25 protein-coding genes, 4 pseudogenes and 1 riboswitch are annotated in these 25,958 nt (G+C 50.5%); of the genes and pseudogenes, 25 read left to right on the top strand and 4 right to left on the bottom strand.

Features of this window, described 5'->3' with window-relative positions:
• The first annotated feature begins 159 nt into the window (after positions 1-159).
• The 12 genes and pseudogenes from SD71_RS02745 to SD71_RS02700 all read left to right on the top strand — a co-directional run bounded on the left by SD71_RS02745 (position 160) and on the right by SD71_RS02700 (position 10,357).
• Positions 160-2,416 (top strand): annotated as a pseudogene (locus SD71_RS02745) (DNA topoisomerase 3).
• A gap of 347 nt (positions 2,417-2,763) precedes the next feature.
• A riboswitch (cyclic di-GMP riboswitch) is annotated at positions 2,764-2,851 on the top strand.
• An 81-nt stretch (positions 2,852-2,932) separates the two neighbouring features.
• The gene (locus tag SD71_RS02740; protein WP_041059124.1) at positions 2,933-3,280 is read left to right on the top strand and encodes a DUF192 domain-containing protein; all 348 of its coding nucleotides are present in this window, start codon (positions 2,933-2,935) and stop codon (positions 3,278-3,280) included.
• A gap of 39 nt (positions 3,281-3,319) precedes the next feature.
• Positions 3,320-3,517 (top strand): Flp family type IVb pilin, encoded by a 198-nt coding sequence (locus SD71_RS02735; RefSeq protein WP_041059121.1) that lies wholly within the window; start codon positions 3,320-3,322, stop codon positions 3,515-3,517.
• Between the two features lie 69 nt (positions 3,518-3,586).
• Positions 3,587-4,092: pseudogene (locus SD71_RS26120) on the top strand (A24 family peptidase).
• A gap of 16 nt (positions 4,093-4,108) precedes the next feature.
• Positions 4,109-4,495 carry a TadE/TadG family type IV pilus assembly protein gene (locus tag SD71_RS02725; protein ID WP_041059119.1) on the top strand — a complete coding sequence of 129 codons (387 nt, stop codon included), beginning with the start codon at positions 4,109-4,111 and terminating at the stop codon, positions 4,493-4,495.
• Positions 4,496-4,504: 9 nt separating this feature from the next.
• On the top strand, positions 4,505-4,951 hold the full coding sequence (locus SD71_RS24620; RefSeq protein ID WP_235426959.1) for a Tad domain-containing protein: 447 nt from the start codon (positions 4,505-4,507) through the stop codon (positions 4,949-4,951).
• Positions 4,863-5,423, top strand: a complete 561-nt coding sequence (locus SD71_RS24615; RefSeq protein ID WP_235426958.1) for a hypothetical protein — start codon at positions 4,863-4,865, stop codon at positions 5,421-5,423. The genes SD71_RS24620 and SD71_RS24615 overlap by 89 nt, the downstream gene beginning before the upstream one ends.
• A gap of 32 nt (positions 5,424-5,455) precedes the next feature.
• The gene (gene cpaB, locus SD71_RS02715) at positions 5,456-6,136 is read left to right on the top strand and encodes a Flp pilus assembly protein CpaB (RefSeq protein WP_041059117.1); all 681 of its coding nucleotides are present in this window, start codon (positions 5,456-5,458) and stop codon (positions 6,134-6,136) included.
• A gap of 29 nt (positions 6,137-6,165) precedes the next feature.
• A pseudogene (locus SD71_RS24610) lies at positions 6,166-6,642 on the top strand (AAA family ATPase); the annotation flags it as partial.
• 390 nt (positions 6,643-7,032) lie between these two features.
• Positions 7,033-8,457: a CpaF family protein gene (locus SD71_RS24605; protein ID WP_041059764.1), complete on the top strand. Its 1,425-nt coding sequence runs from the start codon at positions 7,033-7,035 to the stop codon at positions 8,455-8,457.
• Positions 8,458-8,461: 4 nt separating this feature from the next.
• Complete coding sequence (locus SD71_RS02705; protein ID WP_041059115.1) at positions 8,462-9,424, top strand: type II secretion system F family protein; 963 nt, start codon at positions 8,462-8,464, stop codon at positions 9,422-9,424.
• Between the two features lie 3 nt (positions 9,425-9,427).
• Positions 9,428-10,357 carry a type II secretion system F family protein gene (locus tag SD71_RS02700; protein WP_041059113.1) on the top strand — a complete coding sequence of 310 codons (930 nt, stop codon included), beginning with the start codon at positions 9,428-9,430 and terminating at the stop codon, positions 10,355-10,357.
• Between the two features lie 94 nt (positions 10,358-10,451).
• Here SD71_RS02700 and SD71_RS24140 read toward each other — a convergent pair whose 3' ends face one another.
• On the bottom strand, positions 10,452-10,625 hold the full coding sequence (locus SD71_RS24140) for a hypothetical protein (protein ID WP_165418305.1): 174 nt from the start codon (positions 10,623-10,625) through the stop codon (positions 10,452-10,454).
• A gap of 171 nt (positions 10,626-10,796) precedes the next feature.
• Between SD71_RS24140 and SD71_RS22805 the strand changes: the two genes are divergently transcribed.
• From SD71_RS22805 to SD71_RS02665, 7 genes are all read left to right on the top strand, one after another.
• Positions 10,797-11,135, top strand: coding sequence for a sigma factor-like helix-turn-helix DNA-binding protein (locus tag SD71_RS22805; RefSeq protein WP_235426957.1), 339 nt, complete (start codon positions 10,797-10,799; stop codon positions 11,133-11,135).
• 346 nt (positions 11,136-11,481) lie between these two features.
• Complete coding sequence (gene infC / locus SD71_RS02690) at positions 11,482-11,967, top strand: translation initiation factor IF-3 (protein WP_041059111.1); 486 nt, start codon at positions 11,482-11,484, stop codon at positions 11,965-11,967.
• Positions 11,961-12,983 carry an acyl-CoA dehydrogenase family protein gene (locus SD71_RS02685; RefSeq protein WP_041059109.1) on the top strand — a complete coding sequence of 341 codons (1,023 nt, stop codon included), beginning with the start codon at positions 11,961-11,963 and terminating at the stop codon, positions 12,981-12,983. Before infC ends, SD71_RS02685 begins: the two co-directional genes overlap by 7 nt.
• 277 nt (positions 12,984-13,260) lie before the next feature.
• Positions 13,261-13,719: a RidA family protein gene (locus tag SD71_RS02680; protein WP_041059107.1), complete on the top strand. Its 459-nt coding sequence runs from the start codon at positions 13,261-13,263 to the stop codon at positions 13,717-13,719.
• A 125-nt stretch (positions 13,720-13,844) separates the two neighbouring features.
• A complete protein-coding gene (gene ypfJ / locus SD71_RS02675) occupies positions 13,845-14,690 on the top strand; it encodes a KPN_02809 family neutral zinc metallopeptidase (protein ID WP_041059104.1) in 846 nt (281 codons plus the stop codon).
• A gap of 67 nt (positions 14,691-14,757) precedes the next feature.
• Positions 14,758-14,976: a cold-inducible protein YdjO-related protein gene (locus SD71_RS02670; protein WP_041059761.1), complete on the top strand. Its 219-nt coding sequence runs from the start codon at positions 14,758-14,760 to the stop codon at positions 14,974-14,976.
• A gap of 112 nt (positions 14,977-15,088) precedes the next feature.
• Positions 15,089-15,493, top strand: a complete 405-nt coding sequence (locus tag SD71_RS02665; protein WP_041059102.1) for a hypothetical protein — start codon at positions 15,089-15,091, stop codon at positions 15,491-15,493.
• Positions 15,494-15,546: 53 nt separating this feature from the next.
• On the opposite strand, the gene SD71_RS02660 is transcribed toward SD71_RS02665, so the two are convergent.
• On the bottom strand, positions 15,547-17,583 hold the full coding sequence (locus SD71_RS02660) for a molybdopterin-containing oxidoreductase family protein (RefSeq protein WP_041059101.1): 2,037 nt from the start codon (positions 17,581-17,583) through the stop codon (positions 15,547-15,549).
• Positions 17,584-17,756: 173 nt separating this feature from the next.
• Here SD71_RS02660 and SD71_RS02655 point away from each other — a divergent pair, with 173 nt between their 5' ends.
• The 3 genes from SD71_RS02655 (at position 17,757) to SD71_RS02645 (ending at position 20,017) form a co-directional block, all read left to right on the top strand.
• Positions 17,757-19,169, top strand: a complete 1,413-nt coding sequence (locus SD71_RS02655) for a hypothetical protein (RefSeq protein ID WP_041059100.1) — start codon at positions 17,757-17,759, stop codon at positions 19,167-19,169.
• A gap of 337 nt (positions 19,170-19,506) precedes the next feature.
• Complete coding sequence (locus tag SD71_RS02650; RefSeq protein WP_041059099.1) at positions 19,507-19,707, top strand: cold-shock protein; 201 nt, start codon at positions 19,507-19,509, stop codon at positions 19,705-19,707.
• Positions 19,708-19,786: 79 nt separating this feature from the next.
• Positions 19,787-20,017 carry a cold-shock protein gene (locus tag SD71_RS02645; protein WP_041059097.1) on the top strand — a complete coding sequence of 77 codons (231 nt, stop codon included), beginning with the start codon at positions 19,787-19,789 and terminating at the stop codon, positions 20,015-20,017.
• Positions 20,018-20,087: 70 nt separating this feature from the next.
• Here the strand turns inward: SD71_RS02645 and SD71_RS02640 are convergent, their stop codons facing one another.
• Positions 20,088-20,384: a hypothetical protein gene (locus SD71_RS02640; protein ID WP_041059095.1), complete on the bottom strand. Its 297-nt coding sequence runs from the start codon at positions 20,382-20,384 to the stop codon at positions 20,088-20,090.
• A gap of 231 nt (positions 20,385-20,615) precedes the next feature.
• Between SD71_RS02640 and SD71_RS02635 the strand changes: the two genes are divergently transcribed.
• Positions 20,616-22,388 (top strand): LTA synthase family protein, encoded by a 1,773-nt coding sequence (locus SD71_RS02635; RefSeq protein ID WP_326998682.1) that lies wholly within the window; start codon positions 20,616-20,618, stop codon positions 22,386-22,388.
• Positions 22,389-22,478: 90 nt separating this feature from the next.
• Positions 22,479-22,955: pseudogene (locus SD71_RS26115) on the top strand (phosphatase PAP2 family protein); the annotation flags it as partial.
• Here the strand turns inward: SD71_RS26115 and SD71_RS21870 are convergent.
• Positions 22,853-23,767, bottom strand: coding sequence for a TetR/AcrR family transcriptional regulator (locus SD71_RS21870; RefSeq protein ID WP_052475875.1), 915 nt, complete (start codon positions 23,765-23,767; stop codon positions 22,853-22,855). The pseudogene SD71_RS26115 and the gene SD71_RS21870 sit on opposite strands and share 103 nt — an antisense overlap.
• Before the next feature lie 216 nt (positions 23,768-23,983).
• On the opposite strand from SD71_RS21870, the gene SD71_RS02625 reads away from it, so the two are divergent.
• Positions 23,984-25,480 (top strand): MDR family MFS transporter, encoded by a 1,497-nt coding sequence (locus SD71_RS02625; protein WP_041059093.1) that lies wholly within the window; start codon positions 23,984-23,986, stop codon positions 25,478-25,480.
• Positions 25,481-25,958: the final 478 nt, after the last annotated feature.

Here is a 25,958-nt window from a genome sequence, read left to right as displayed (position 1 = left end):
CAAACATAACGGTGAAGCACACCCTAGGTTCGGCGAATATGTCGCCATGCCAGGGGTTTTTATGTTTTTGGACTCATTAAGGCAGTTAAGGACATGTGATATAATTGAGCGAAAACAGCACTTTTACCGCATTAAACAAATAGAGAGGAACGAACCCTTTTGAAGACGTTGGTCATAGCGGAAAAACCGGATATGGGCCGCAACATTGCCGCCGTCATCGAACCGAAAGCGGTCAACAAACGGTCGTTTTTGGAGGGCGATAATTATATCATTACCTGGCCATCGGCCATCTGATCGGATTGGCTGAACCCGACCTCTATGACGAGAAATACAAGAAATGGAGATTCGGCGACCTGCCCATTATTCCGGATACATTCAAACTCCTTCCCAACCCGAGAACAAAAGACCAGCTTCATGTAATTAAAGAATTAGCCGCCCGCAGCGGCATGCTTGTGAATGCCTGCGACGCCGGGCGCGAAGGGCAGCATATCTTTTCGCTCATTCGGGAGCATCTGCATTTGCAGCAGCCGGTCAAGCGGCTCTGGATTTCCGATCTGACTGCAGAGACGATACGCAAAGGATTCGACCAGCTAAAAGATAACACCGAATATGACAACCTGACGCGGGCCGCCCGCGCACGCAGCGAGGCCGATTGGCTGATCGGAATGAATGGCTCGCGCGCTTTCACAACCAAGCATAACGAGCTGCTGTCCGTCGGACGCGTGCAGACGCCGGTGCTTGCGCTAATCTATGATCGGCAGAAGCAGATCGAAGCGTTCGATTCGCTGAAATTTTACGACGTGACAGGTTTATTTTCACAAGAATCCACAGCTTATAAGGGCATCTGGCAGGGTGAGCGGATTACCGATCCGGACAAAGCGGAAGCGATCGCAGCGAAAATAAAGGACAAGCCTGGCACACTCCTCAGCTACGAGGTTAAAGAGACGAAGGAGTATCCTTTTAAGCTGTATGACTTGACGCTGCTGCAGCGGGAAGCGAACGGCAAATTCGGCTTTTCCGCCAAGAAGACGCTTGATACGGCTCAGGCACTGTACGAAAAACATAAAGTCATTTCCTATCCGCGGACCAACTCCAACTATGTGAATGAGCAGAACATTCCGGAAATGCATCGGATTCTGGACAACATGCGCGGTTCCAGCGACTACGGCGATTACGTCCAGTCCGCGAACAAGAAGCTGGTCCACACGAACAACAAAAATATTTGTAACCCGGCTAAAGTGGAAGACCACCATGCGATTATGCCGACGATGAAAAAGCCGCAGGGGCTGAGCCCGGATGAACGCAAGCTGTATGACCTGATTGTCCGGCGGTTTTTGTCCCAATTCTATCCGGCTGCTGAGTATAAGGTTCACACGGTGATGACAGAGGTGGAGCGGGAAACCTTCAAAACAACGGTTAAGCAGCTGCTCTCGCTAGGTTGGAAGACCATCTATGCAGCTGATGCTCCTAAGTCCTCCAGGCAGAACGGCAAAGAAGAAGGCTCCGCATCGCAGGATCGGGAGGACGAGGAAGAAGAAACGGACGCGCCATTCGAGCTGAATCCACAGCTTCCGGTATTCTGCACGGGCGCCGAGGTCAAAGCGAAAGAAACACAGCCTCCGAAACATTTTACTGAGGGAACCCTGTTGAAAGCGATGGAGAGCGCGGGCAAACAAATCGAAGATGATGAGCTGCGCGATGCCATGAAGGATTCCGGACTCGGAACGCCTGCCACACGGGCCGCTACGATCGAACGGCTGAAGCAGGTCGGTTATGTGGACATGCAGGGCAAGAAAATCATGATTACGCAAAAGGACGAACGGCTATCGAGCTCATTCGCGGAGCCGGAGTGGAGCTGCTCACTTCACCTGAGATGACCGGGCATTGGGAGCGGCGTTTAACGGAGATATCCCGCGGACAAGCTTCTGCCGAAGCGTTCATGGGCAATGTCAAGAAATTCACCATTCAAATCATAGATAAAGTCGGCCACCAGCGCCCGGCGACTAGGAACGCATTCGCGAAGAGCGAACCTGCACCCAAAGAGGCGGTCGGCAAGAGGAAGTCCACCGCCGGCAATAAAACCGGCTCGAGCGCTGCGGCGAGTTCCACACGCGCTAAGACCTCTGCCGCAACTGCCGAACCGGGGACGATTGCCGCTTGTCCGCGGGCCGGCTGCGGCGGCCATATTTTCATGGGCCGCAAAGGTTACGGATGCAGCAACTACCGGTCAGGATGCGGCTTTGTCATCTGGAAGGAAAGCTTAGGCCGCACTCTAACCGATACGATGGTAAGAAGCCTAATCGAGAAGGGTAAAACCGCAAAGCTGAAATTCGGCAAAGGTGAAGGCGAGGCTTTCGACGCTTACATTGTGCTGAAAGACAAAGATACAGGCGAGTTGGCGTTAGATAGAATTTAAGAAGAGGCGAATCTGTTCTCGCAGATTTGCCCTTTACTTTGCCATGGTACGTAAGACCATGAACCCAAGACTAAAGAACCAGACATATATAAATTAGTAAATTATGGAACAACGATATGAAATTGGATGTTATTGTGAGTAAAATGTCGTAACTAAATCGAAAGACCTACTTATCATGTCTAACCAAGTCGTCGTGCGACCTTGATTGTAACATTCGTCCTATGTATCTTCATGCCGAAAGGCATACTGACGCGGTCGGAAAATTGAGAAGTAAGATGGATTCTAGGAATAATATTCCAACGCTTATGATGAGATCATCGAATCAGCGAACGTAACGCTCTGCTGAGTCTCGATAAAGGCAAAGCCGGTGAAAATCGGTGACGCAAAGCTACAGGGGCTAAGACGCGCAAGCGTTATTGCCAGCCAGCTGCCGAAAGATGAAGGGGAGCTTCTTTTTTGACCCTCCTTTCGGGAAAAGGTGGGTTTTTTCACATTCCTGGGGGGTGATCCTGTCGAATGAAGCTGTTCATTGAAGAGAGCGGACAACTGCTGGGACATCAGGTCGTCAAGGCATATTCATTCCTAAGGCGACTAAGAGGGCTGATGTTCACAGCTGCGCTGTCGGAGGGACACGGCTTACACATTCGACCGTGCCGATCGGTACATTCTTTCTTTATGAAGTATTCGATTGACGTGCTTCATCTAGACGAGACGAACCAAATCGTCGGCATCGAACACAGCTTGAAACCCGGAACGATCGGTAAGAACTTCCAGGGTACACGTTCGGTTGTTGAGCTTCCTGCAGGTACGCTGGAGCCGGCAGGGGTTCGGATCGGACAAACAGCAGTGCTAGAACACTCGTAACAACAAAACCAAAACCAAAAATATTAGGAGGAATTACAAATGGTAAACAAATTCAAAGCTCTTTTGAAAGATGAAAAAGGTCAAGGTATGACTGAATACGGTCTCGTTCTCGGTTTGATCGCAGTTGCTGTTGTTGGCGCATTGATCGCATTGCGCGGTTATATTGTGGAGCTATTTAAAGGTGTAGAAACTACGGTTAAGACCGGCGTCGATGGAATGAGCCCGACCGCATCCTGATCGTTTGCGCTTGCTGAGAGGGTCGTACGTTGATTCAACGTACGGCCTTCTTTCATCCCCAGTTTGAAAATGGAGGAACCCGTTGTGTTGGCAAATATGATTTTGCTAATTGTCCTAGCTATATCTGTCATAACGGACCTGAGAAGCCGAACGATCTATAACATTGTCATTTTTCCTGCGTTGGCAGCGGGATTCGTCATTCAAGCCGTGACTAATGGTTGGGCAGGATTGGGAGATGCTTTGTTAGGTTTTACCCTTGGATTGTCCATTCTAATCATCCTTATCTGCTGGGTGGGATGGGCGGCGGGGACGTTAAGCTGCTGGCATTGGTAGGCGCACTAAAAGGCGCCTGGTTTGTTTTCGCGGCATCGGTGTACATGGCGCTGATCGGCGGTGTAATCGCATTGGCGATTATCTTATTCAAAGATGGTATCCGCGAACGTATGCGTTTTATCGGATATATTCTATTTTGCTTACGATTCAGATTTAAACCGGATTTACGGGGTCACTGGACAGGCGGAGCTACCCATATGGTGTTGCGATCGCGGGCGGCGCTGCACTTTGTTTGTGTCTGAAAGGATGGGGAGCGGCATGATCAAAGAACAGAAGGGGCAGTCACTGGTTGAATTCGCGCTGCTGGTTCCGCTTCTGCTGCTTCTTATTTGCGGCATCTTCGATCTTGGGCGGTTGTTGTTTGCATACAGCAGCCTCAATATGACAACCCAGGAAGCGGTACGGCTAGGAGGCTTAGGTAGAAGTGATGCGGAGATCATGGCCTATGCCAAAAATCATGTGCGGGTCGGAGATTCTTCGGGCTTGAACGTAACGATCACACCATGGGAATGGGAACCGACGAGGAAACCCGGGCAGGACGTGACAGTTACAATAGCCTACTCCCTTCCGCTCATTACTCCGGTGATGAAGCAAATCATACCGGCCCCGGTTCTTTCAGCGAATTCTACCATCCGGATGGAATAGGAGGGGTTCATGATGCAGTTTGGACGAAAACTGATCCAAGAACAGCGGGGAAGTACGATCGTTCTTGTGGGGTTATCACTGCTGCTTCTGCTTACCGTGGCCGGTCTGGTCATTGACGGTGGCACGATGTATGCGGCCAAGAGCCATCTTCAGAAAACTGCGAACGCCGCGGCATTATCAGGAGCCCAAGAGTTGACCGGCAACGAATCGGACGTTCAGGCGATCGTCAATGATATTCTCACTCACCATGGGGAACAAGCAAGTTTGACGGGGACGGACATCAACATGAAGTCCACGGTTCGAGTTCATTTAAGCAAAAAAAATTCCGCTCGGGTTCGGCCGGCTGTTCGGCAAGAAAGACGTAACGGTGGCAGTGAAAGCCGCCGCCCGTATTCTGCCGATGAGTGCAGCGAAAGGAGCGGTACCTCTAGGCATCGACAGCAGGATTGCGCTTAATTATAACCAGCCCTACAGGTTGAAAGTCGATATGGAAGGCTCGGATACCGGCTTTTTCGGCATACTTGCGCTAGGCGGGCCTGGCGCCAAAACATACGAGCAGAATTTGAAGAACGGATATTCATATGAAATAAAAGTCGGCGATATCATCGAGACGGAAACCGGTAAGGTAGAGGGGAAGACACGGGATGGGGTCAATTTTCGAATCGATTCGGACCCCTATCCGGAGGGGGATTACAATCACCGTGATTCAACGCGTGTAATTCTGATACCCGTATACGAACCTTATGAGCAAACCTCGAACCAGATGAAGCGCATCAAGGTGGTTGGCTTCGCTTATTTCTACATTTTAGAGCCCATGTCACATCAAGATTCTGAGATTAACGGCTACTTCATTGAAAGAGCAGACACAGCATTTGCCTCACCGGGTACGCCCGACACAGGCGCTTACGCGATCAAACTGGTTGAATAGCCACTAACTATTTATCGTGAAAGGTGACATCGATGAGATCAAAGATCATTTTGGTTGCTGCATTGCTAATGGGGATTGTAACGACGGTCCTGTTCTTCAACTATATGAAACAATACAAGGAAGCTCCGGCTGCGACCGACATGGTGAAGGTAGTAGCCGTCAAGCAGGAAGTGAGAGAGAATACGAAGCTGTCAGCCGGAATGCTTCAGTTGGTTCAGGTTCCAACCACGAGTGCACATGCTCATGCCCTTACGGACCCGAAGCAAGCGGAAGGCAAAGTGTCGGCATCTGATTTGGCAGTCGGCGAGGTGCTGCTCTCCAACCATTTGAAAGACCAAAAAGAGGAGGCTCAGTTCGTCTCCAAGAAAGTGCGGGACGGTTATCGCGCGGTTTCGATCGGCTTGAACATCGTGCAGTCGGTATCGAACCTCATAGAGCCGGGAGATTATGTGGATGTTATTGTTTCAAAGCGGGATAAAGCGACTGAGACATTGAATTCCAGCATTCTTTTAGAAAATGTTCATGTGCTTGCAATCGGCAGGAGAATGGTAGAGGCCGATGTGGATACCCAATATGCGGAATATGCTCAAGTAACATTCGAACTGCAGCCTAGTGATGCCGTCAAGGCAATTAATGCGGATGAAGATTCGGAAAGCATTGTGAGCTTGATGCTGAAGAGCCGGATTGTACAAGACGCTAAGAAACAACAGTAACAGGGAATCGGCTACGGGAGGAACCAGCAATGAACCACGCGGAAATGATGAATGAAGGACAGCCGGGCGGAAAGCGAGGCGAAATGATCGTCGTCTGCAGCGCCAAGGGCGGTATAGGGCGAACCATCATGGCAGTCAATCTGGCTGTTGCACTCACCAAGAAAAACATTCAAATCAGCTTGCTCGACGGTAATTTTCAGTTCGGCGACATCGCGCTGGCCCTCGACCTGCATCCCACGTTCTCCATCAAGGATGTCGCCGAGGGTATTGAGGCGATGGACCGCTATACGCTTGCCAGCTTCCTCATTCATCATAACAGCGGGGTGAAGGTGCTTGCCGCACCGGAGAGGCCCGAATTCGCCGATTTGATCACGCCGGCTGTAATCGACCGTGTATGCGATTTGCTGCTGTCCCATCACGATTACCTTCTTGTCGATACGGGAGTCGGCTTGCAGGAGAAGACGCTGCAATTCATCGAAAAAGCCGACCAGATCTTCGTGCTGACGACGCTGGAGATGACGGCGATCAAAAGCACCAAGCTGATGCTGGAGACGCTGGATGTGCTGGGTTACCGGGATAAAGTGCAGCTGGTGATCAACCGGGCCACGATGGACAGTGTGATCAAGGCGACGGACGTGCCGGATATCTTGGGAGTAGAAACCAATATCTACATCCCGAACGATTTCCAACTTGCATCCCAGTCGCTTAATATCGGCATTCCGTTTGTGCTTAATCAGGCCAAGAGCGATATTGCGAAGGCGGTTTTCAAACGGCGGAGCAGCTTATCTCGCGAAGGGAAATTTCCCTGTTCCAGCCTAAGCAGGGCTCGTTCATCCAGCAGTTATTCCATAAAACATCGAAAAACATTACCTCGTTGTTCTGAGGAGGCCCGCATAATGAGTCTATTAAACAAAATCCAAGCCAAAACGGTTGAGGCCGAGTCGGAAGCTGCTGTTGACGGGCAGTCGGCGGAAGCCGTACAGCTGCCCAAAGCTCCGAAAAATGATTTGCTGACGACTTTCCGACAGATTCGCGGCACCGATCCGCGGCCTAAAGAAAATCCAGCGCAAATCTCTAAGCATCAGGAGCTTAAGAATAAGCTGCATAAGCAGATTCTCAATGAGATCAAGGATGAAGAAGTAGAATCCATTATCCCCAAGATCGATGCCATGGCTGTACAATTGATTATGGAGGACGAAACTTTGCGGGGCAAAGTCGACCGCAAAAAAGTGGTCGATGAGCTGATCCATGATCTGACCGGCTTCGGCCCGATTAATCCGCTGCTTCTGGATCCTGAAATCAGTGAAGTGATGGTCAACGGACCCAATCAAGTGTATGTCGAGCGGAGCGGAAGAATAGAGCTGTCCTATGTACAGTTCCGTGACGATGAGCATGTGATGCACATTATTGAGAAAATCGTGTCTCCGATCGGACGGCGCGTAGACGAAAGCAGTCCTATGGTGGATGCACGTCTGCCTGACGGATCGCGTGTGAACGTCATTATACCGCCGCTTTCCTTAATAGGACCAACGATCACAATCCGAAAATTTTCCAAGGATCCCTTTACGATCGAAAATTTGATTGAATTCGGAACGCTTACCCGCGATATGGCGATATTCCTGGAAGCATGCGTTAAGGCTCGCTTGAACATTTTCGTCAGCGGGGGTACGGGTTCCGGTAAGACAACGACGCTGAATGTGCTTTCCTCGTTCATCCCGAGCGACGAGCGCATCGTGACGATTGAAGACGCAGCAGAACTGCAGCTGGGACAAGACCATGTCGTCTCTCTGGAATCACGGCCGGCTAACATTGAAGGCAAAGGCGCCATAACGATCCGCGATCTCGTCCGTAACTCCTTGAGGATGCGGCCGGAGCGTATCGTCATCGGGGAGGTCCGAGGCGGCGAGGCGCTGGATATGCTTCAGGCGATGAATACAGGACATGACGGCTCGCTTGCGACAGGTCACTCCAACAGTCCCCGCGATATGATTGCGCGTCTCGAAACGATGGTGCTGATGGGCGGCATAGAACTGCCGATCAAAGCGATCAGGGAACAAATTTCAGGCGCTGTTGATATCATCATCCAGCAATCCAGGTTAAAGGACGGATCGCGTAGAATTACCAACATTACCGAAGTGCTGGGCATGGAGGGAGATGTGATCGTGCTTCAGGATATCTTTGCCTTCCGGCAGACAGGCGTGGATGAACTAGGGAAAATTACAGGCAAACTGGCACCTACAGGGGTTCGTCCCAAATTTTACGAGCGGTTGGAGACTTCGGGCATCCACATACCGGCATCCGTCTTCATCGAAGAGGAGTGAGGCCATGATCTGGATCATCATCGGCATGTTCGCTTTCAGCAGCTTTCTGTTATTTGTCGCGATTCTGCAGCTCTTATTCATGTCGAACAAGCGCATGAACAAACGTATGAAGCGTTTCCTGGAGTTGAACGACAAAAAGCAGCTGGGCCGAAAAAAGTTCAACCTGCTTGTTCAGCTTCAAACATACAAAAGCTCGGTTCGCGATCAGGTAATGAGGAAAAAGCGGGGCAAGCGGATCGAGACGATGCTCAGCATGGCCGGCGTGCCGCTTAAGCCCGAAGAATACGTGATGTTTCAGTGGTTGAGCACGGCCCTCAGCGCCGGTCTTCTATACTTGCTGTCGAATCAACCGTTGCTGCTGGCAGCAGGGGCAGTGATCGGTTTTATGCTTCCGGGCTGGTGGATCGGACGAAAGCGCCGGAAACGTGTCGCGGAGTTCAATGACAGCCTGCTCGATATGCTTACCACTATCATTGGCTCCTTACGCGCAGGTTTTAGCTTCACGCAAGCGCTCAAAACCGTTGTTGACGAGACGGACGGGCCGATTCACGATGAAGCGGAAATTGTGCTGAGAGAAATGCAGTATGGAAGCAGTATGGAGGACGCGCTTAACGATTGGAAGGATCGGATGCCAAGCGAGGATCTGGATCTGATGATCCAAGCGATTCTTATTCAGCGCCAAATCGGGGGTAACCTCGCGGTCATTCTTGAAACGATCGTTCAGACGATCCGCGACAGGAGCCGGATTCAGCGTCAAATCACCACGCTTACCGCACAAGGTCGTCTTTCGGGGATTGTTATTGGTGTACTGCCGTTTGTACTGGGTTTCATCCTCTATCTGATCGAGCCGACTTACATTGGCACCCTTTTTACGAATACAATCGGCATGATCTTGGTTGCAGCTGCTCTCATTTCAGGGATTATCGGATTTATCTTCATTCGTAAAATTACGACGATCGAGGTGTGACGGATGCTGTACGCCGCATTTTGCATGACGGTCACTCTGGCGATTTATTCGTTTTTTGTGCTCCGGGAAGAACGCCAAAAACTGCTTAAACGAAGACTGGCTCATATTACAGGCGCCGTTCAGGACAATGCTCTGGGATCGGAGTCGGATTTGGAGAAAGACCCCTCGCTACTCAGCAGATTGATGTTGCCGGTGTGGAGGGAGTTTCGCCGGGGTTTCAGCCGCACGCTGGAACAGCGCAAAGTAGCGAGAATTGAACTCAAGCTGCTGCAGGCCGGACAGCCGTTCGGCATGTCCCCTGTCGATTACCGCATCGCGCAGCTAACGCTGCTCATCTTGTTTCCTGGATTAGCTGCTGCCTATGGATACGTGCTGAAGACAGGCACCGGCGGGATGATACTGATGGGCTTGGTCGGACTGGTGATCGCGCTGGTACTTCCCGGATATTATTTGAAATTGAAGACGAAAAGCCGTAGCAAGCTGGCCCTGCGGGAGCTGCCTGATGTATTGGATCTCATGACCGTCAGCCTTGAAGCCGGACTTGGTTTCGATGCCGCTCTGAGCAAATTGATTTCTAAAAAAGAAGGTGTTCTGGCGGGGGAGTTCCGCCGCTGCCTTGAGGAAATCAGGCTTGGCAAGACAAGGCGCGAGGCGTTGACCGGGGTGAAAGAAAGACTGGATGTCGAAGAACTGAAGGTGCTGATCAGCAGTATTCTGCAAGCGGAGAAGCTGGGGATCGGAATGGTGCAAGTGCTTCGTGTCCAATCGCAGGAAGTTCGTGAGCAGCGCAAGCAGCGTGCCGAAGAGGAAGCCATGAAGGCGCCGATCAAGATGCTGTTTCCGTTGGTACTTTTCATTTTTCCAAGCTTGTTCATCGTCCTTCTCGGTCCTGCAATCATTCAGTTTATCCAAACCTTTTCCGGCATGGAATAAAGGCTGTAAGGGGAATCGACTCAACCAGAACAATGCACATAGCCCTCGTCCTTCCTTGCGGGAATTTCGAGGGCATTGTTATCTCTCCCACCCGTTATCGCCGCCCTGACTTTTTGATCTTACCGGTCAATTGCTCTAATGAACTTTCCAACTTGTCAATCTTTTCACCCATCGTGTCGAGCACATAGCGAAGCAGAATAAGGCATACCACAGCGGGAAATCCGACGTTCATAATCAAAGAAATCCAGTCCTTAATGGTCAGGTCCATTTCATTCACCTCCCTTCTAATCTCCCGTATACCAAATAAGTAATATAACAGAGGTTTTTACTACCTGCAGCGATGAGAAAATGAACAGAACACATGCTCTCATTGAGTTGTAAATAGGAAGCTTATTTTGCCCTACAATATACAACGATTATAGCAAGGGGGGTGATTCTATTGAATCCACAATCCATCATTGATCGTTATCGCAAGGAAATCTATCGTCTCGGCTGGAGGGTGCAGTACAAATCCAGAGTGACTCACAAGCGTGAAGTGCCGATCATCTCGGAATCCTTTAGCGTGACTGACTTCACAGCCCAGTCCGACAGCCAGCTTTTTACAAGACAATTAATTAACTCACTGCCTTCCGACATCGAAAAAACCATACTCTATGAGCTTTATATAAATGACCGAACCGAGGCTCAAGTTGCCCGGCAATTACAAATGAGCCAACAGGCGGTGAGCAAATGGAAGAGAAAAGCACTCCAATACCTCTCACAGACAGCGAATTTATAACTCTGCTTCATTCGGCCCGGCAAGGGGATCAAGAGGCCCTCCTCAAGCTAATCCGTTTCTTCCAAGAAGACGTCTCGCGGCTCATCCGTTTCATCCGCCTCCCCAAAGAAGACGCTGAACAAAGCATGATCACCGAGATGATCGAATTATTTAAAAAACGCGAATTATGAAATCCGGTTGTAAAAATAAGTGCGTAATTACCTTCTTAGTGGAGTGCAGTATACAGAGGGAGATGTGAAGAAGCTTGGGATCATTAAATAACCGATAAAAAAGGGACTCCGCTGCGTAGGAGCCCCTTTTTGATGATCTTATGTTAGAATTTGCTATAAGATCGGAGGGTGAGCAGATGATCCTGAATGAACAAATAAAAGCTTCGGAGGTGAAGCTGCAAGGAATCGGAGGAGAGGATCTGGGCGTCGTTTCACGTGATGAAGCGTTGGCAATGGCCCGCAAGCTGAAGGTGGATCTTATCTGTACCTCCCTGTTCAGCAGTCCGCCGCCGTGCAAGCTGATGGCACGAGGTTCCGCTAAACAGGAAGCGGCCAAGGAGAAGCAAGACGCACGGAAGAACGAGCAGCCGGCCAAGGTGAAGGAGATCAGGCTCTCCGCGAATATTGAAAATCACGATTACGAGACGAAGCAGCGCCAGGCTGAGAAACTGCTTGCCGCGGGAAGCGCGGTTCAGCTGGTAGTGCGAATTCAGGGCAAGGAAGGGCCGAAAGCCAAGGAGCTGCTGGAACGCCTGCTCAAGGACCTTGCCGCCAGCGGCAAGAAGGAAACGGGTGTTCAATTGAGCGGAAAACAGGCGGCCGTTAAGGTGATTCCTTGTTAAATCTTTCGGATCGCCTTGTTCATGAAGTCAGAGAAAATGCCGCGGGGATTGAAAGCGCAGGCAGTCTATCACCGGGGATTCTGGATTACATATATGAAGCAAAGTTGTTCAAGCTTTTTGTGCCTGAGGCATTGGAAGGACTGGGCGCCGGTCTCCCGGAAGCGCTGCGCGTATTTGACCAAGCGGCTTGGGTGGAGGGAAGCTTCGGCTGGCTGGTTACGATCGGAGCAGGCGGAGGCTTCTTTGCCGCCACACTGCCTTCGGAACAATCACGCAAGCTGTTCGGCGGGCGTAAGGCTGTCGTTGCAGGGAGCGGCCATGCCAACGGCATCGCAACACCGGTTGACGGAGGATATAGAGTAAGCGGTCAATGGAAGTACTGCAGCGGGTCGACATATGCCAGTATGTTTACCGCTAATTGCAAGATCGACAGGGGATTAGGCGGGGATGCGGAGATACGGTCATTCGTGTTTATGCCCGAGCAGGTTAAGATTATCCGCGATTGGAAATCATTCGGGCTTAAAGCGACCGACAGCCATTCCATTGCTGTGGAAGATGCTTATGTACCGGCCGAAAGGACTTTCGATATTTTTAGCACACCGCATTATGACGATCCGATTTTCCGCTACCCGTTTGTGCCGTTTGCCCAGACCTCCTTTGCAGCAGTATGCATTGGACTATGCCGTCATTTTCTGGAGGAAGCACGATCGTTTGCCGCCGCTCGGCAGGCCGATTGGGGAACAACTCAGCCAGCGCGGCTTACGGCGTTGACGAGAATGCTAGACGATAAAGAGCGGGCATATCAGCAGGCGGCCGAACGGTTTTATGACACAGTGGATCGAACATGGGCCGGACGCTGCAGCCGACAAGCGGCACGTGTGTCACTGGAGTGTGCGCACGCGATTTTTCCGCTGCTCGGAATGGCGGCTTTAATGGAAGATCACGTGCTGAACCGGATTTATCGCGATTTACACACAGTCACCCAGCATACGATGCTTTCTTCGGTAAACCCGTAAGAGCTTAATGCTGGGAATACAGGCGAATAAGAGAATAAGAGCAAAAGTACACTTATTTTTTGCTGTTTGCATGCGGAGAAACAAAATAAAAACGATTTACACTTATTTCATCTCAGTAAAGCGATTCGGCGGTATTTTAAGAGTAATAAGTGTACTTTTGCACCTATTTCGAGCAATAGACCAAATTCGGAGAAATTAGGTGTATTTTTGCACTTATTTCCATAAAACAGCAGCTATGGGCTGCGTGTGGAACAACAGACGGGGAGGAGTTACTTAAATGAATGGACAGACAATCGCCGACAAGTTGACAGCTTTAGGAATCGTATTGCCTGATGCAAGCGAGCCGGCGGGTAAGTATGCGAATTGCGTAAGAGTGAACGATTTATTGTTTGTCTCCGGGAAAGGACCGGCAGGGAAACCAAGAGGAAAACTCGGCAAAGATTTTACCGCTGAAGAAGGATACGAGTTCGCCCGGCAGGCCGGCATTGAAATTCTTGCTGTGCTTAAGTCTGCACTGGGATCATTGGACAAGATTCAAAGGGTCGTAAAGCTTCAGGGGTTCGTTAATTCGGAACCTCACTTCGATGAACATGCCAAAGTGCTGAACGGGTGTTCCGATCTGATGTTTGAGGTTTTCGGCGAAAAAGGCGTGCATGCACGTTCGGTTTTTGGTGCTGTTTCCGTCAGGGAGAATTTGCCGATCGTCATTGACTCGATATTTCAAGTCTACGAGTAAGGCGGTACGCTGTCTGGCATGCCTTTCCACATGAGTGAAGCGCGGAATCTCGGGTAAATCTCTTATAACATAAGTGTTTCCGGGTAATTAATTACTCAGGATGATGTTATCAGGGGGGAGATATCATGCAATGGAAAGGAAGAAGAGGCAGCTCGAACGTTGAGGACCGTAGAGGAATGGGCGGCGGCAGAGGTCTAGTCGGGGGCGGTATCGGCGGCATCATCATCGTACTGCTCGTTACTTTGCTTGGAGGTAATCCGGGAGACCTGTTGGATAGTATGACGGGTGCGGTCTCAAATCAGACAGTCCCTTACGAGGAATCGCAGCAGGAGCAGGAGCTGTCACAGTTTGTTTCCGTCGTTCTTGCAGATACAGAGGAAGTATGGACGGAAATCTTCAGGCAGCAAGGGTTGGAATACGAAAAGCCCACTCTCGTATTGTATAAAGGCAGCGTCCAATCCGCCTGCGGAGCAGCCGGTTCATCGGCGGGGCCGTTTTATTGTCCGGGTGACCGCAAGCTGTACATTGATTTAAGCTTCTACGAAGATCTGCAGCAAAAATTTAATGCGCCCGGGGACTTCGCCATGGCCTATGTAATCGCTCATGAAGTGGGGCACCATGTGCAGACCCTTCTGGGCACAACCGATAAGATCATGCCGCTTCGCCAAAAACTCAGTGAAACGGAATTTAATAAATATCTTGTCCGTTTTGAATTGCAGGCCGATTATCTGGCCGGTGTGTGGGCTCATCATGCTCAGGGAATGGGTGTGCTTGAAGAGGGTGATATCGGCGAAGCGTTGACCGCAGCAAGCGCTGTCGGTGATGACACCCTGCAAAAACAAGCCCAGGGGCATGTTGTGCCGGAAAGCTTCACGCACGGCACCTCCGAGCAGAGGAAGCGTTGGTTCGATAAAGGCTTTCAATCCGGAACGATTGAGGGTGGAGATACCTTCAGCACAAACAACCCGTAAGGTTATAAGAATCGAGCCTGTGTGTTTCGGGAACCTTACTCCGGTCGGAGGTGGGGAACCATTGGAAATGGAGACGATTAAACCTGATCTGTCGCCGGTGCCGATCTGGAGATGCGTGAACAAAGAATGCAAGGTATGGGTCCGCGAGGAGATGGCTTCCTCCGGTTCGCCGGAGTGTCCGATGTGCAAAGGGAGTATGATTCGAGGCGTTAAACATTTGCCGAAACTGATCAAGAAGCATAAAGCAGTACGCAAGAAAAATGAGGCCGATCAGTGGCTTCATTAATTCCGCTGGAGCCGTCCTCAATAGGACGGCTTTTTTGTCAAAACTTTTCCTTTTCGGTTACGTCTATCTTTTTAAAAGATCATGAAATGCCTTACGAATAGGGGGTTTCATCATGCGGTTAAACAGTAAGCCATTATTCTCTAAAACCCGGTTCTATACACTGTGGATTGTACTGTTTGCTCTAATTATGATCATGATATTCTCCCATTACTACGTGTTTCATGGCATGTCAGTAAATCCGGATGTTATTGTAATCAATACCTCAAAGCCGGAAAATGGCGGATTTGTTTTAAATGGTGACACGACATCCAGTGCGGCCGGCTTCAGCGGCTATTCGTACGAAGTGGACAACGGGAATTTATTGCTTAATGTCAGATATATTCCGCTTGCAAATCGTTGGCATCCGTTCGGAGATTTCCGTATTCAGCTGTCAAAGCAAGAGATGGCCGATGTAAGCCAGATCTATCTGTCTAGTGAGGACGGCCGTAAAAAGCTGGTTTGGACTAAAACAGCGTAGTAGTTAAAAACGAAAAGGCAGGCTGCTCAAGCAGCCTGCCTTTCTCAGTTACGCTAAACCTTCTCGATATCTACACGTGTGGAGAAGAAAGTTGCACCGCCGCCCATATCCGCCAAGCGCTGAGAGGTAAGGCTGTTCACGGACTGGATGCCCTCGCTGCCGTTTTCCCACCATAACCCTTGGCAGACCAACACTCCCGGCAATACATTATCGGCGACCTTAACCGTGATCCGGCATTCGCCGCGATCGTTCCAAATCCGTACCCGGTTCCCGTCCTCAAGCCCGCGCTCCGCTGCGTCGTCAGCATGCATATCCAGCACCGGCTGCTTTTCCAGCTTCTTTAACCGCTCCTGATTGCCGAACGTGGAATTGATGAAGCTGTGATTAGGACCCGTGACCAATAAGAAAGGCAGATCCTCTTTTTCACGAAGAGGAATATATTCAGGAACAGGGGGGAGACCCGCCCGTCTCATCGTCTCCGAATAGAACTCGATTTTACCGGAAGGTGTCGGAGTACGGTCCGGATACAAGGGCGGGCGCGCTGTGTTCAGCTTTAACCACCCGAATTCCTGCAGCTTCTCGTAAGTAATCCCTTCCAGATACGGGTTGTTGTAGTCCAACGCCTGCCGGATCATCTGCTCTTCCGTAATGTCGAACAGCTCCGATTCAAAGCCCATACGCAAGCCCAGCTCTTTAAAAAGAGTGAAGTTGGATTTGCATTCGCCCATCGGTTCGATGATCGGCTCGTGAAGCTGCATATATAAGTGCCAATAAGAAGCGAAAAGATCCGGATTCTCAAAATGGCTGGTTGCCGGAAGGACCAAGTCCGCATATCGGCAAGTGTCGGTGAGGAACAAATCATGCACAACCGTAAACAGATCGTCCCGCATCAGTCCTTGACGCACCTGATTCTGATCGGGCGCCACGACTGCAGGATTGCTGTTGTATACGAACAACATTTGCACCGCAGGCCGGGCAGACACGAGCGCTTCCCCAAGCCGGTTCATATTGATGGTCCGGACATCCCGATTCGGCAGCAAATCCGGACGCTCGAGCGCAAAGCTGTTCACTGAGCCGTACCAGCCGTTGCCCTTCAGCGCACCCCCGCCTTGTATACCCCACTGTCCCGTGAGAGCGGGCAGGCATGCGATGGCACGTACGGCCATTCCGCCGTTGTCATGGTGCTGCAGTCCGTTGCCGATGCGGATGAAGGAAGGAGAAGTGCTGCCATACAGACGTGCCAATGATACGATTTCCTCGGCCGGGATCCCGGTAATCCCGGACACGACCTCAGGCGGATATTCCTCCGCTTTGGCGATAAGCTCCTCATAACCCGTCGTATATTTCCCGATAAAGTCGCTGTCTGTCAAATTTTCTTTTATCAGTACATGTATAAGTCCGAGGGCGAGCGCGACATCCGTGCCTGGTTGAATAGCGATGAAGCGATCGGCCCATTTCGAAGTCCGGTTGCGATGTACGTCGATATGGATAATCGTTGCGCCTCTTTTGCGGGCTTCGTTCAGGTACATGACCTGGTGCATATTGGTGGACACGAGGTTGCAGCCCCAGATGAGAATGAGCTTGGAATGCACGGTATCCTCCGGATCGATGCCGGCGGATGCGCCCATCGTGTATTTAAAGCCTTGAGAGCCGGCGGCATTACAAATTGTTCTGTCCAGCCTGCTGGCTCCCAGCCGGTGGAAAAACCGGCGGTCCATTCCTTCGGCGTTCAGAATGCCCATATTTCCATAGAAACTGTACGGCAAAATCGCTTCCGCGCCTTGATCGCGTATGGTCCGGTGGAATCGGCTCGTAATCTCGTCTACGGCTTCATCCCAGCTGATGCGTTCGAATTGACCGCTTCCCTTAGGTCCCACTCTGCGCATCGGATACATGAGCCGGTCCGGATGATAGACCCGCTCGTTCAGATGCCGCACCTTGTTGCAGATAGCGCCCTGGGTAACCGGGTGATCCGGGTTGCCGTCAATGGAGACGATGCGATCATTGTCCATCGTGACATGTAAACTGCAAGTGTCGGGGCAATCGAAAGGACAGACCGACCGCACGACACGATTTCCTAATTGCTGCATGAATTTGCTCACACTCCATCTTGCAGAATCCGTAAAAACTTTGCTAATTAGAAGTATACATCATTGAGAAGAGATTGAGCACCCGGTAACGCTGGAATGACAACGCTTAAGAACGAGTGTCCCCTCCGCTACATACACTGTACGACTTACACTGTGCGAGAGGATGATCCCAAGTGGAAGTTCAATTGACTCCGCTGCATTGGGTGTATCTTGCGTTTATCGTCTTTATAATGGGACTGCTGATTCGGCGCCGTGACACCACCATGATCTGTATAGTGGGTATTTTTACGCTCGGCTTCATCGCGACGGAAAGCTTGAGCGGTTCGGTCTCAGGCATATTTAACAGCTTTATTTATGCGACAAAGGAACTGCTGGGCACGATTTTCATCATCTCAATTATCGTGGCAATGAGCAGGGTGTTAATTATTACGGGCGTTAATGAAATGATGGTTGCTCCTTTAATGAGGTTTCTAAGAACACCGGCATTGGCATTCTGGGGGATCGGCTTAATTATGCTGGTCACATCGTTGTTCTTCTGGCCTTCGCCGGGTGTCGCTCTGATCGGAGCCGTGCTGCTGCCGGTTGCTATTCGAGTCGGACTGCCTGCACTTGGGGCGGCTATGGCCATGAACCTGTTCGGCCATGGCATCGCGTTGTCCGGTGACTATATCATTCAAGGTGCGCCGAAGTTGACTGCAGACGCCGCGGGACTGCCCGTGTCGGAAGTGATGGCAGCCAGTGTGCCGCTTGTTGTAATCATGGGGCTGGTTACAACGGCTGCAGCTTATTGGATGATGCGAAGGGATATGAAAAATGGAACTTGGCGGGACGGCGAAATTGCGGGGGGCGCGGCGGGCAGCGCTGCAGAGCTTGGGGGTCCTTCCGCAGCTAAAGTAACCCTGCCGGACAGCGTTAAAAAATGGTTTGCGGCAGCGGTTTCACTGCTGTTTGCGGCGGATGTCGCTGCCATGTTTGCCCTGAATCTGCAGGGCGGCGATGCGACAGCCTTGGTCGGCGGTACTGCTCTTATTATTTTAATTGGAGGAGCTTTGCTCGCCCACCGTAACCGCGGCTTGGAAGAAACGACAACTTATTTAATTCAGGGATTGCAATTCGGCTTTCGTGTCTTCGGACCCGTCATCCCGATTGCCGCATTTTTCTACCTCGGCGATGCAGCGTTCGGTGAACTGTTCGGCGACCGGCTGCAGGAAGGATCACACGGTATTGTCAATGACCTTGGTGTAGCGCTGGCCGGCAGCGTTCCCCTTAACGAAGCTGTTGCCTCTATTACACTGACGGTAACGGGCGCCATAACAGGCTTGGACGGCTCAGGCTTTTCCGGCATATCTTTAGTCGGCTCTATCGCGCAGATGTTTTCCATAGCGATCGGCACTGGGATAGCTACACTTACTGCGCTAGGCCAAGTAGCGGCGATCTGGGTTGGCGGCGGAACATTGATTCCGTGGGCGCTGCTTCCTGCAGCAGCCATTTGCGGCGTCAGTCCGTTCGAGCTAGCCCGCCGCAATCTGAAACCGGTGCTCATCGGTCTCGCAGTTACGACGATCGCGGCGATGTTTCTCGTTTAAAAGTTTGAAGCATAAATTGCGCGGGTATACCATATAATAGATAGTGCCTCAATTCCGGTCACTCTTCAGGATCATTTTGGAAAGCTATTATCCTTACGCAGTCTGCTCTTGGAAACACGGGTTGCTCAAGACTTTCCGATTAAAACCAAGAAAAGCCTTTGGTGGGATTTGCTTTTTAGTTTGGAACCTGTTATGATGAAAACTATCGAAATCGTGACCTGAATTCACAAAATGGAAAGGGTTATTATTTTGGATCATAACCCTTTGCAAGTTGTGGATTTTTTATTCGTTCGAATAAAAAAGTTCATGAGGCAATTGAAGTTGGAGGTGAATTTTCATGCAAACAGGTACAGTTAAATGGTTCAATGCAGACAAAGGCTTCGGCTTTATCGAAGTTGAAGGCGGTAACGACGTATTCGTGCACTTCAGCGCGATCACGGGTGAAGGCTTCAAAACTTTGGACGAAGGCCAACGCGTTCAATTCAATGTGGTACAAGGCAACCGCGGACCACAAGCGGAGAACGTTGTTAAGCTGTAATTGACGAAAAATGCCCTTAACTGTCGTTAAGGGCATTTTTTTTTGGTTATGCTATAAGAAAAAAAAGGGAGGCTCGTCCATGTACTCACGGAAGAAATCTTTTGAGGAGATCCCTGAAGAAATGACGGCGATCTGGTCCTGTACGAATGACGAATGCATTGGTTGGATGAGGGATAACTTTGCGTTTGAGACTGTGCCGACTTGCGTGTTGTGCCACTCTCCCATGAAAAGCGATACCAAGATGCTGCCGCAGCTTGTCAACAGCAACAGAGATCAGAAGCATCTGGCCAAAGGCGTGCCCATCGGTTGACCGACACTATGCTTGAGAGTACCGCAAGAGGTACTCTCTTTCTTTTTGCCCTGGCCGCCGTACGCAGCAGCTACTCCCGGAGTGAAACGATATGAATTAATTGCGAGTTGGCCGTTACCTTGATCACGCTATGGCCGGCATCGTACACCGCGCTTCCGTAACCCACCTCTGCCGACGTCTCCGAACCGAGCACATAGAACAAGTCATCCGCAAGGGTTCGTATACATATTTCTTTTTCCTCATCGGCAAGGCTTCCCCACTCATCGTCATTCATTTCGAACGCTTCGTGAAATTGCGGAACGGTCGCCAATGCCCGGGACAGATCATCCAGAATATGATCGTAAGATCTCGTGTAAGCGATAGCCATGTTCTTGCCCCTTTCGCGTTTGCTACATTATACGCGACCGCCACAGAATAGCCAAACTTTAGCCAACCTTTAGGTACCCTTCCGGGCGAATTCCCTTTAACACTGAGTTTACATTCGCTATAATAGTTAGGGTTACGGAGGTGAAAATTGCGGTGCCTAAAGTCCGGCTGGGAGTGTGGCTTTCCAAGCCTTTTATTTTTTTTCTCGATATTTATGGTGTTCAAAATATATTTGGCCAAAATCGTCATCTTCGACGGCGGTTCGCTATGGCTGCATCTGGCAACGGGGATCCCGTCGGTGTGGGTGTTTTTCTGCCTGATCGAATGGTTTGCGCCGCGTAGAAAGCTAGGTGTGTACCTCGCCGTCAACCTGCTTCTCACCTCAATATTTTTTGCCGTCATTATGTACTACAAGTACTTCGGGGTCATTGTTACTTACCATGCGTTGCAGCAGGTCAATCAGGTGACGGAAGTCAAGGGCAGTGTGTTTTCGTTGCTTCACCCGTACTTTTTGTTCATCTATACCGATGTTGTCGCTTTTCTTCTGCTCATGATGAACCGGCGGTTCCGCGCATGGGGCAAAACTCTGGCCGTTCGGGAGTCAAAGGTATTGGTCGCGGTGATCTTCACGATCTCACTCGCGGTCAGCGCGGCGAATGTCTGGTTCCATCGGGACAGCATCAATGAGTTGAAGCAAGCGGAGAACATGGGGATTATCAACTACGAAGCGTATGCCATTATTGAAACCGCAACGGAACAAACCGAGGATCCGCATCTTGTGACTCCGGAGGCGATCGCTGAGCTTAAAGCCGTTGAGAAGCCCACCGCACCGCAGTACTGGGGTCAAGCGAAAGGGAAGAACGTCGTCATCATCCAATTGGAGGCGTTCCAGAACTTCCTGCTCGATAAGCAGGTCGGCGGACATGAAATTACGCCTGCGATGAACCGGCTGAAGAAGGACAGCTTGTATTTCTCCCGCTTCTATCAGCAGGTCGGCCAGGGGAATACGGCGGATGCCGAATTTGTTGTGAATACATCTTTTTACATTCCGCCTCATGGCGCAGCTTCGCAGGTTTACGGTAAGAAGGAGCTCCCAAGTTTACCTAAGCTATTGAAGGAAAATGGTTACCAGACGGCCACCTTCCATACGAACGATGTGAAGTTCTGGAATCGCAAGGCATTGTATGAGGCGCTTGGTTTTGACCGTTATTACGATACCGAGTTTTTCGGCGATGAGGATACGGTGTTCTTCGGCGCTTCCGATGAGGTGCTGTATGACAAGACCGCGGACGAACTATTGAATATGAGTAAGTCAGGCAGGCCGTTCTACGCGCAAATTATCTCGATGTCCGCGCACCATCCTTTTGATATACCTGAACATAAAATCCGGTTCAACCTTCCGGAGCGGTATCAGGATACGCTGGTCGGCGATTACCTTCAAGCTCAGAACTACGCCGATTATGCGCTCGGGCTCTTCATCGACAAGTTGAAGAAGAACGGCTTATGGGAGAACACGGTATTCATGATTTACGGCGATCATATGGGGTTGCCGATCTATTCTTTGAATGATCATGAAAAAGATCTAATGAAAGAATTGTATGATCGTACGTATCAGTTCCCTGAGATGCTGAATATTCCTTTAATAGTCGCCGTGCCGGGCATGGCGGAATCCAAGGTATTTACTCAAACCGGAGGGCAAGCGGATTTGTTCCCGACCTTGGCTAATCTCCTCGGGATCCCGTTAGAGGGGCACATTGTTTTCGGTCAGGATATACTCAATCAGCCGCATAACCTGCTGCCGCAGCGCTATTATCTTCCTTCGGGTTCTTTTATCAACGATAAAGGCATTTACGTGCCCGGCCATCATTACGCAGACGGTATACTGTATGCCTTCGACGGAGCGAGTGCGGGAGCAGCGGATTCTTCGGAAGAACAATTTAACCGGGCATTGAAATTGTTGGCGTTGTCGGATAGTTATGTGCGCAACCTTCCGGATCACAAATGAGTCTTGTATATATAGAGAGAGAAATATAGGAGGGGAAAGAAATTGAACTTGGGGAAAATCGAATGGAGGAAATACGCGCCGCTGACGCTCATGTTAGTTTTTCCATTCTTGGGAATGATCTATGCATGGACGAATCGCCCCGATCAGGAAGTGTACCGGCTGATCACGGCGGCGGATGAGGCGCTGCCTTTCGTCAAACTGTTCGCCGTACCTTATTCCATATGGATATTCTACATTTATGTCTGCTTGTTTTACTTCTTTAAAAAAGACTTGACCGTGTATTATCGATCCTTATTGACGTATATCGTTTGCGCGCTTCTTTGTTATTTGATTTATTCCGTATTCCAAACGACAGTGCCCCGGCCTGCGGTAATCGGAACCGATCCTCTGTCGGAACTGATGCGGTACATCTACAACCGGGATCAGCCGTTCAACTGTTTTCCGAGCATCCATTGCTTTTCCAGCTATATGGTGATGAGGATGATTTGGACCAGCTCTTTCCGCAGCAAATGGAATTTAACGCTCATTTTAGGCATGTCAAGCCTGATCATCGTGTCCACGCTTCTCGTGAAACAACACGTCATTATGGACGTTCTCGGCGCCATTCTTCTGGTGGAGATCGTGGTTCCGCTCATTATTATGCTGGAACGTGTTCTTGGAGTCGCCCGCGAGCGCGAGAACAGTACTTTCCGCGCTTGATGATTCATTGAAAAAGGCTGTCTCTCCCGGCAGAACGCGGCATCTGCATGGGGGAAACAGCCTTTTCGTTTCGGGTCAATGTTATGGTGAGGCAAGGCGCAAATTTGCCGGTACTGCTCTTTCATTTGCTCCTTCGTATATCCTTTTTCCTGTTTGATCTGAAAGTAACCGACAGGCGCCATCGCGCAAATGATTCCATGAGCTGCAACCTCCGCGTCTATCGGTGTGGCGGGGTTCGGCCCGAGCATTTCCGTTACGAGCTGTGAAAGCTTATTCCTGAAAAATTGATACATAGGCGAATGGAAGAAATTCCGCCGCGGATCTTCGCAATTGGTGTTGGCTTCCATCGTGACGATCAACTCGGACTTTTCCTCGATGGCATCGACCCAATGATCCAGAATGCCGGCCAATCGCTCTGAAGGCGGGCTCTCTTTATGATCTTCCAGATAAGCCGTTATATGATCCGTCAATTGCTCGCTGTAATCTTGAATGAGGTCGATGCATAACTCGCCTTTGTGAGCATAACGGCGGTATAAAGTAGCTTGTCCGACGCCGGCCGTCTTCGCAATCTGATGCATGCTCACGGTATGCACGCCGTGTTGGTTGAATAAATTCTCCGCGGTTTCCAGGATGACGCGGCGGTGCTCCGCAGCGTCCTTGCGTTCCCGGCGAGCTGTCACATGCCTCACCTCATTTTACCTAAATTTAACATACAATGCGTTGACAACCGGACAATTGTCCGGTAACATCAAAATTAAACGGACAATTGTCCGGTATAGTTGCGGATGTTCCTTGTAGGGTCCATATGTCCTTATTTTACCGTCAAGCGCTTTGTCGGTCAAATGGATAAGAGAGACTGCGCGGGAACGTCCCTGAATCAGGATAGGGGGATATCCATGTCTGCAAAGTCAACACCGGCTTCACAGGAAAGTACCGTATCTTTACGCAGCCTGATCGGTCCGCTGGTTGCGATCATCATCGGTATTTTCATGGTCATCTTGGACGGTACTGCGGTTAACGTAGCGCTTCCCAAGCTGCAAGAGGAATTCAAATTACCGAATATGTCTCTCGTTCAATGGACGGTAATCGGGTATGCGCTGGCTCAAGCCGCGGTTATTCCGTTAGCCGGGTGGCTGTCCGACCGCTTTGGCGCAAAGAGGGTGTTCTTAATCTCGATCGGTTTGTTTACAGCCGGATCGGCCCTTTGCGCATTCGCCAATTCGGTTGATATGCTCATCGCTTTTCGTATTGTGCAAGGAATCGGCGGCGGGGTCGTTGTTCCGATCGCCATGGCGTTTATTTACCGTTTAGCTCCGCCGGATAAAGTCGGAGCGGTGATGGGTATGATGGGTATTCCGATTCTTCTTGCGCCGGCTCTTGGACCCGTGCTTGGCGGATGGTTTGTTGAATATTACAGCTGGGAATGGATTTTCCTGGTCAACCTGCCTATCGGGGTAATCGGTATCGTGCTCGGCATACGCATGCTGCCTAACATTGCCCGCCAAACGGTCGCTTCATTCGATATTCTCGGGATGATTCTCGGACCTTTGGCTTTTGCGGCATTGGTATACGGTGTGTCGGAAGGCGGAATCGATCCGGCAACGGGCGAATCCACTTGGACCGATACGAATACGCTGGCGGGCCTGATCATCGGCGGTGTGGCTTTGATTCTGTTTATTATTGTGGAACTCAACCGTAAGAATCCGTTGCTGGAGCTTCGTGTATTCGGATCGGGCAGCTTCACTAAAGGTATTATCGTGCAATGGGTGTCCCAGATCGGCCTGTTCGGCACGATGTTCATGGTTCCGTTGTTCTTGCAGCAAGCCAAAGGGTATTCGGCTTTCGAAACCGGCTTGATCATGCTTCCGCAGGCCGTTTTGTCCGGTCTCTTCATGCCGATCGGAGGCAAGCTCTCCGACCGTTTCGGAGCACGTCCGCTTGTTCTCGCCGGGATGCTCATTGCTACCGTATCCGCCTATATGTTATCTAACATTTCCGCGAGTGATGGCATTCTCTCGGTTATGCTGCCGCTGGCCATGCTCGGCGCGGGCATGGGTTTGTTCATGATGCCGCTCAATACGCATTTAATGCAGTCCGCACCGCAAAACCTGGTTGGCCGCGTCACATCGTTAACCAACGCAACTCAGCAAGTGGTCATGTCTTTCGCGATTGCCGTATTAACGACAATTATGTTGACCCGCATGCAGGATTTAGCGATCGCACAGCAAAAGCCCCGGCCTGATTTGGGTATCTACGCCGATGCGTTCGGGCACACCTTCTATATTCTGACGTTCATCTCGATCGCCGGCGGCCTGCTTGGCATCATACTCCGCAAGCCGAAGAAGCCGGAAGGCTCGCAGAACGAGGCGGATCTTCATATGATGGTCGGCTGATTACTCTTACAAATACATCAAGCTGTATCCGACGTAGACGATGTCTGCAGCGGTACAGCCTTTTTATTTTGTCGTTATAAATTGGACGACCCCCGCGCAGTAAACTGCCGGGGGTCTAGTATCGAAGCGCAACCGCGCGATTCTTCCTGAATTCACTTACACGAAAACAACGAAAGCCCTGCCTCTCAATCATTCTTGCGGCTCCTATGGCCGCGCCAGTGAGAATTCGTGTTCCTTCCAGCAGCCGATTTGATTAATAAGGAAATGTGTGTGTAGGGAATGGAGGAATATTGTATTACCCTAAAGAGGAAAAACCTGAGGGGTTACTACTTCTACATCACATTATTATATATGTTTTCCTGCCCAGTGTCAAATCCAACGCTGGGACGCCAATTCTGCAGGTTTCGTTTTCTGTGCGTCCTTTTGCATAAATATGGCGGCTGTGTGAATTTGAACGAATGTTCGAATTTTATTGAAA

Origin of the sequence: Cohnella kolymensis (assembly GCF_000829465.1) — a bacterium.
GTDB classification, from domain to species: Bacteria; Bacillota; Bacilli; order Paenibacillales; family Paenibacillaceae; genus Cohnella; species Cohnella kolymensis.
Note: the sequence above shows the minus strand (reverse complement) of the source record. Positions and strands in the feature narration are given on the sequence as shown.

Excerpts from the sequence above, each read along its gene's own strand:
- SD71_RS02740 (WP_041059124.1), top strand. The coding sequence starts at position 2,933 with ATGAAGCTGTTCATTGAAGAGAGCGGACAACTGCTGGGACATCAGGTC.
- SD71_RS02735 (WP_041059121.1), top strand. The coding sequence starts at position 3,320 with ATGGTAAACAAATTCAAAGCTCTTTTGAAAGATGAAAAAGGTCAAGGT.
- SD71_RS02725 (WP_041059119.1), top strand. The coding sequence starts at position 4,109 with ATGATCAAAGAACAGAAGGGGCAGTCACTGGTTGAATTCGCGCTGCTG.
- SD71_RS24620 (WP_235426959.1), top strand. The coding sequence starts at position 4,505 with ATGATGCAGTTTGGACGAAAACTGATCCAAGAACAGCGGGGAAGTACG.
- cpaB (WP_041059117.1), top strand. The coding sequence starts at position 5,456 with ATGAGATCAAAGATCATTTTGGTTGCTGCATTGCTAATGGGGATTGTA.
- SD71_RS24605 (WP_041059764.1), top strand. The coding sequence starts at position 7,033 with ATGAGTCTATTAAACAAAATCCAAGCCAAAACGGTTGAGGCCGAGTCG.
- SD71_RS02705 (WP_041059115.1), top strand. The coding sequence starts at position 8,462 with ATGATCTGGATCATCATCGGCATGTTCGCTTTCAGCAGCTTTCTGTTA.
- SD71_RS02700 (WP_041059113.1), top strand. The coding sequence starts at position 9,428 with ATGCTGTACGCCGCATTTTGCATGACGGTCACTCTGGCGATTTATTCG.
- SD71_RS24140 (WP_165418305.1), bottom strand. The coding sequence starts at position 10,625 with ATGGACCTGACCATTAAGGACTGGATTTCTTTGATTATGAACGTCGGA.
- infC (WP_041059111.1), top strand. The coding sequence starts at position 11,482 with ATGATCCTGAATGAACAAATAAAAGCTTCGGAGGTGAAGCTGCAAGGA.
- SD71_RS02680 (WP_041059107.1), top strand. The coding sequence starts at position 13,261 with ATGAATGGACAGACAATCGCCGACAAGTTGACAGCTTTAGGAATCGTA.
- ypfJ (WP_041059104.1), top strand. The coding sequence starts at position 13,845 with ATGCAATGGAAAGGAAGAAGAGGCAGCTCGAACGTTGAGGACCGTAGA.
- SD71_RS02670 (WP_041059761.1), top strand. The coding sequence starts at position 14,758 with ATGGAGACGATTAAACCTGATCTGTCGCCGGTGCCGATCTGGAGATGC.
- SD71_RS02665 (WP_041059102.1), top strand. The coding sequence starts at position 15,089 with ATGCGGTTAAACAGTAAGCCATTATTCTCTAAAACCCGGTTCTATACA.
- SD71_RS02660 (WP_041059101.1), bottom strand. The coding sequence starts at position 17,583 with ATGCAGCAATTAGGAAATCGTGTCGTGCGGTCGGTCTGTCCTTTCGAT.
- SD71_RS02650 (WP_041059099.1), top strand. The coding sequence starts at position 19,507 with ATGCAAACAGGTACAGTTAAATGGTTCAATGCAGACAAAGGCTTCGGC.
- SD71_RS02645 (WP_041059097.1), top strand. The coding sequence starts at position 19,787 with ATGTACTCACGGAAGAAATCTTTTGAGGAGATCCCTGAAGAAATGACG.
- SD71_RS02640 (WP_041059095.1), bottom strand. The coding sequence starts at position 20,384 with ATGGCTATCGCTTACACGAGATCTTACGATCATATTCTGGATGATCTG.
- SD71_RS02625 (WP_041059093.1), top strand. The coding sequence starts at position 23,984 with ATGTCTGCAAAGTCAACACCGGCTTCACAGGAAAGTACCGTATCTTTA.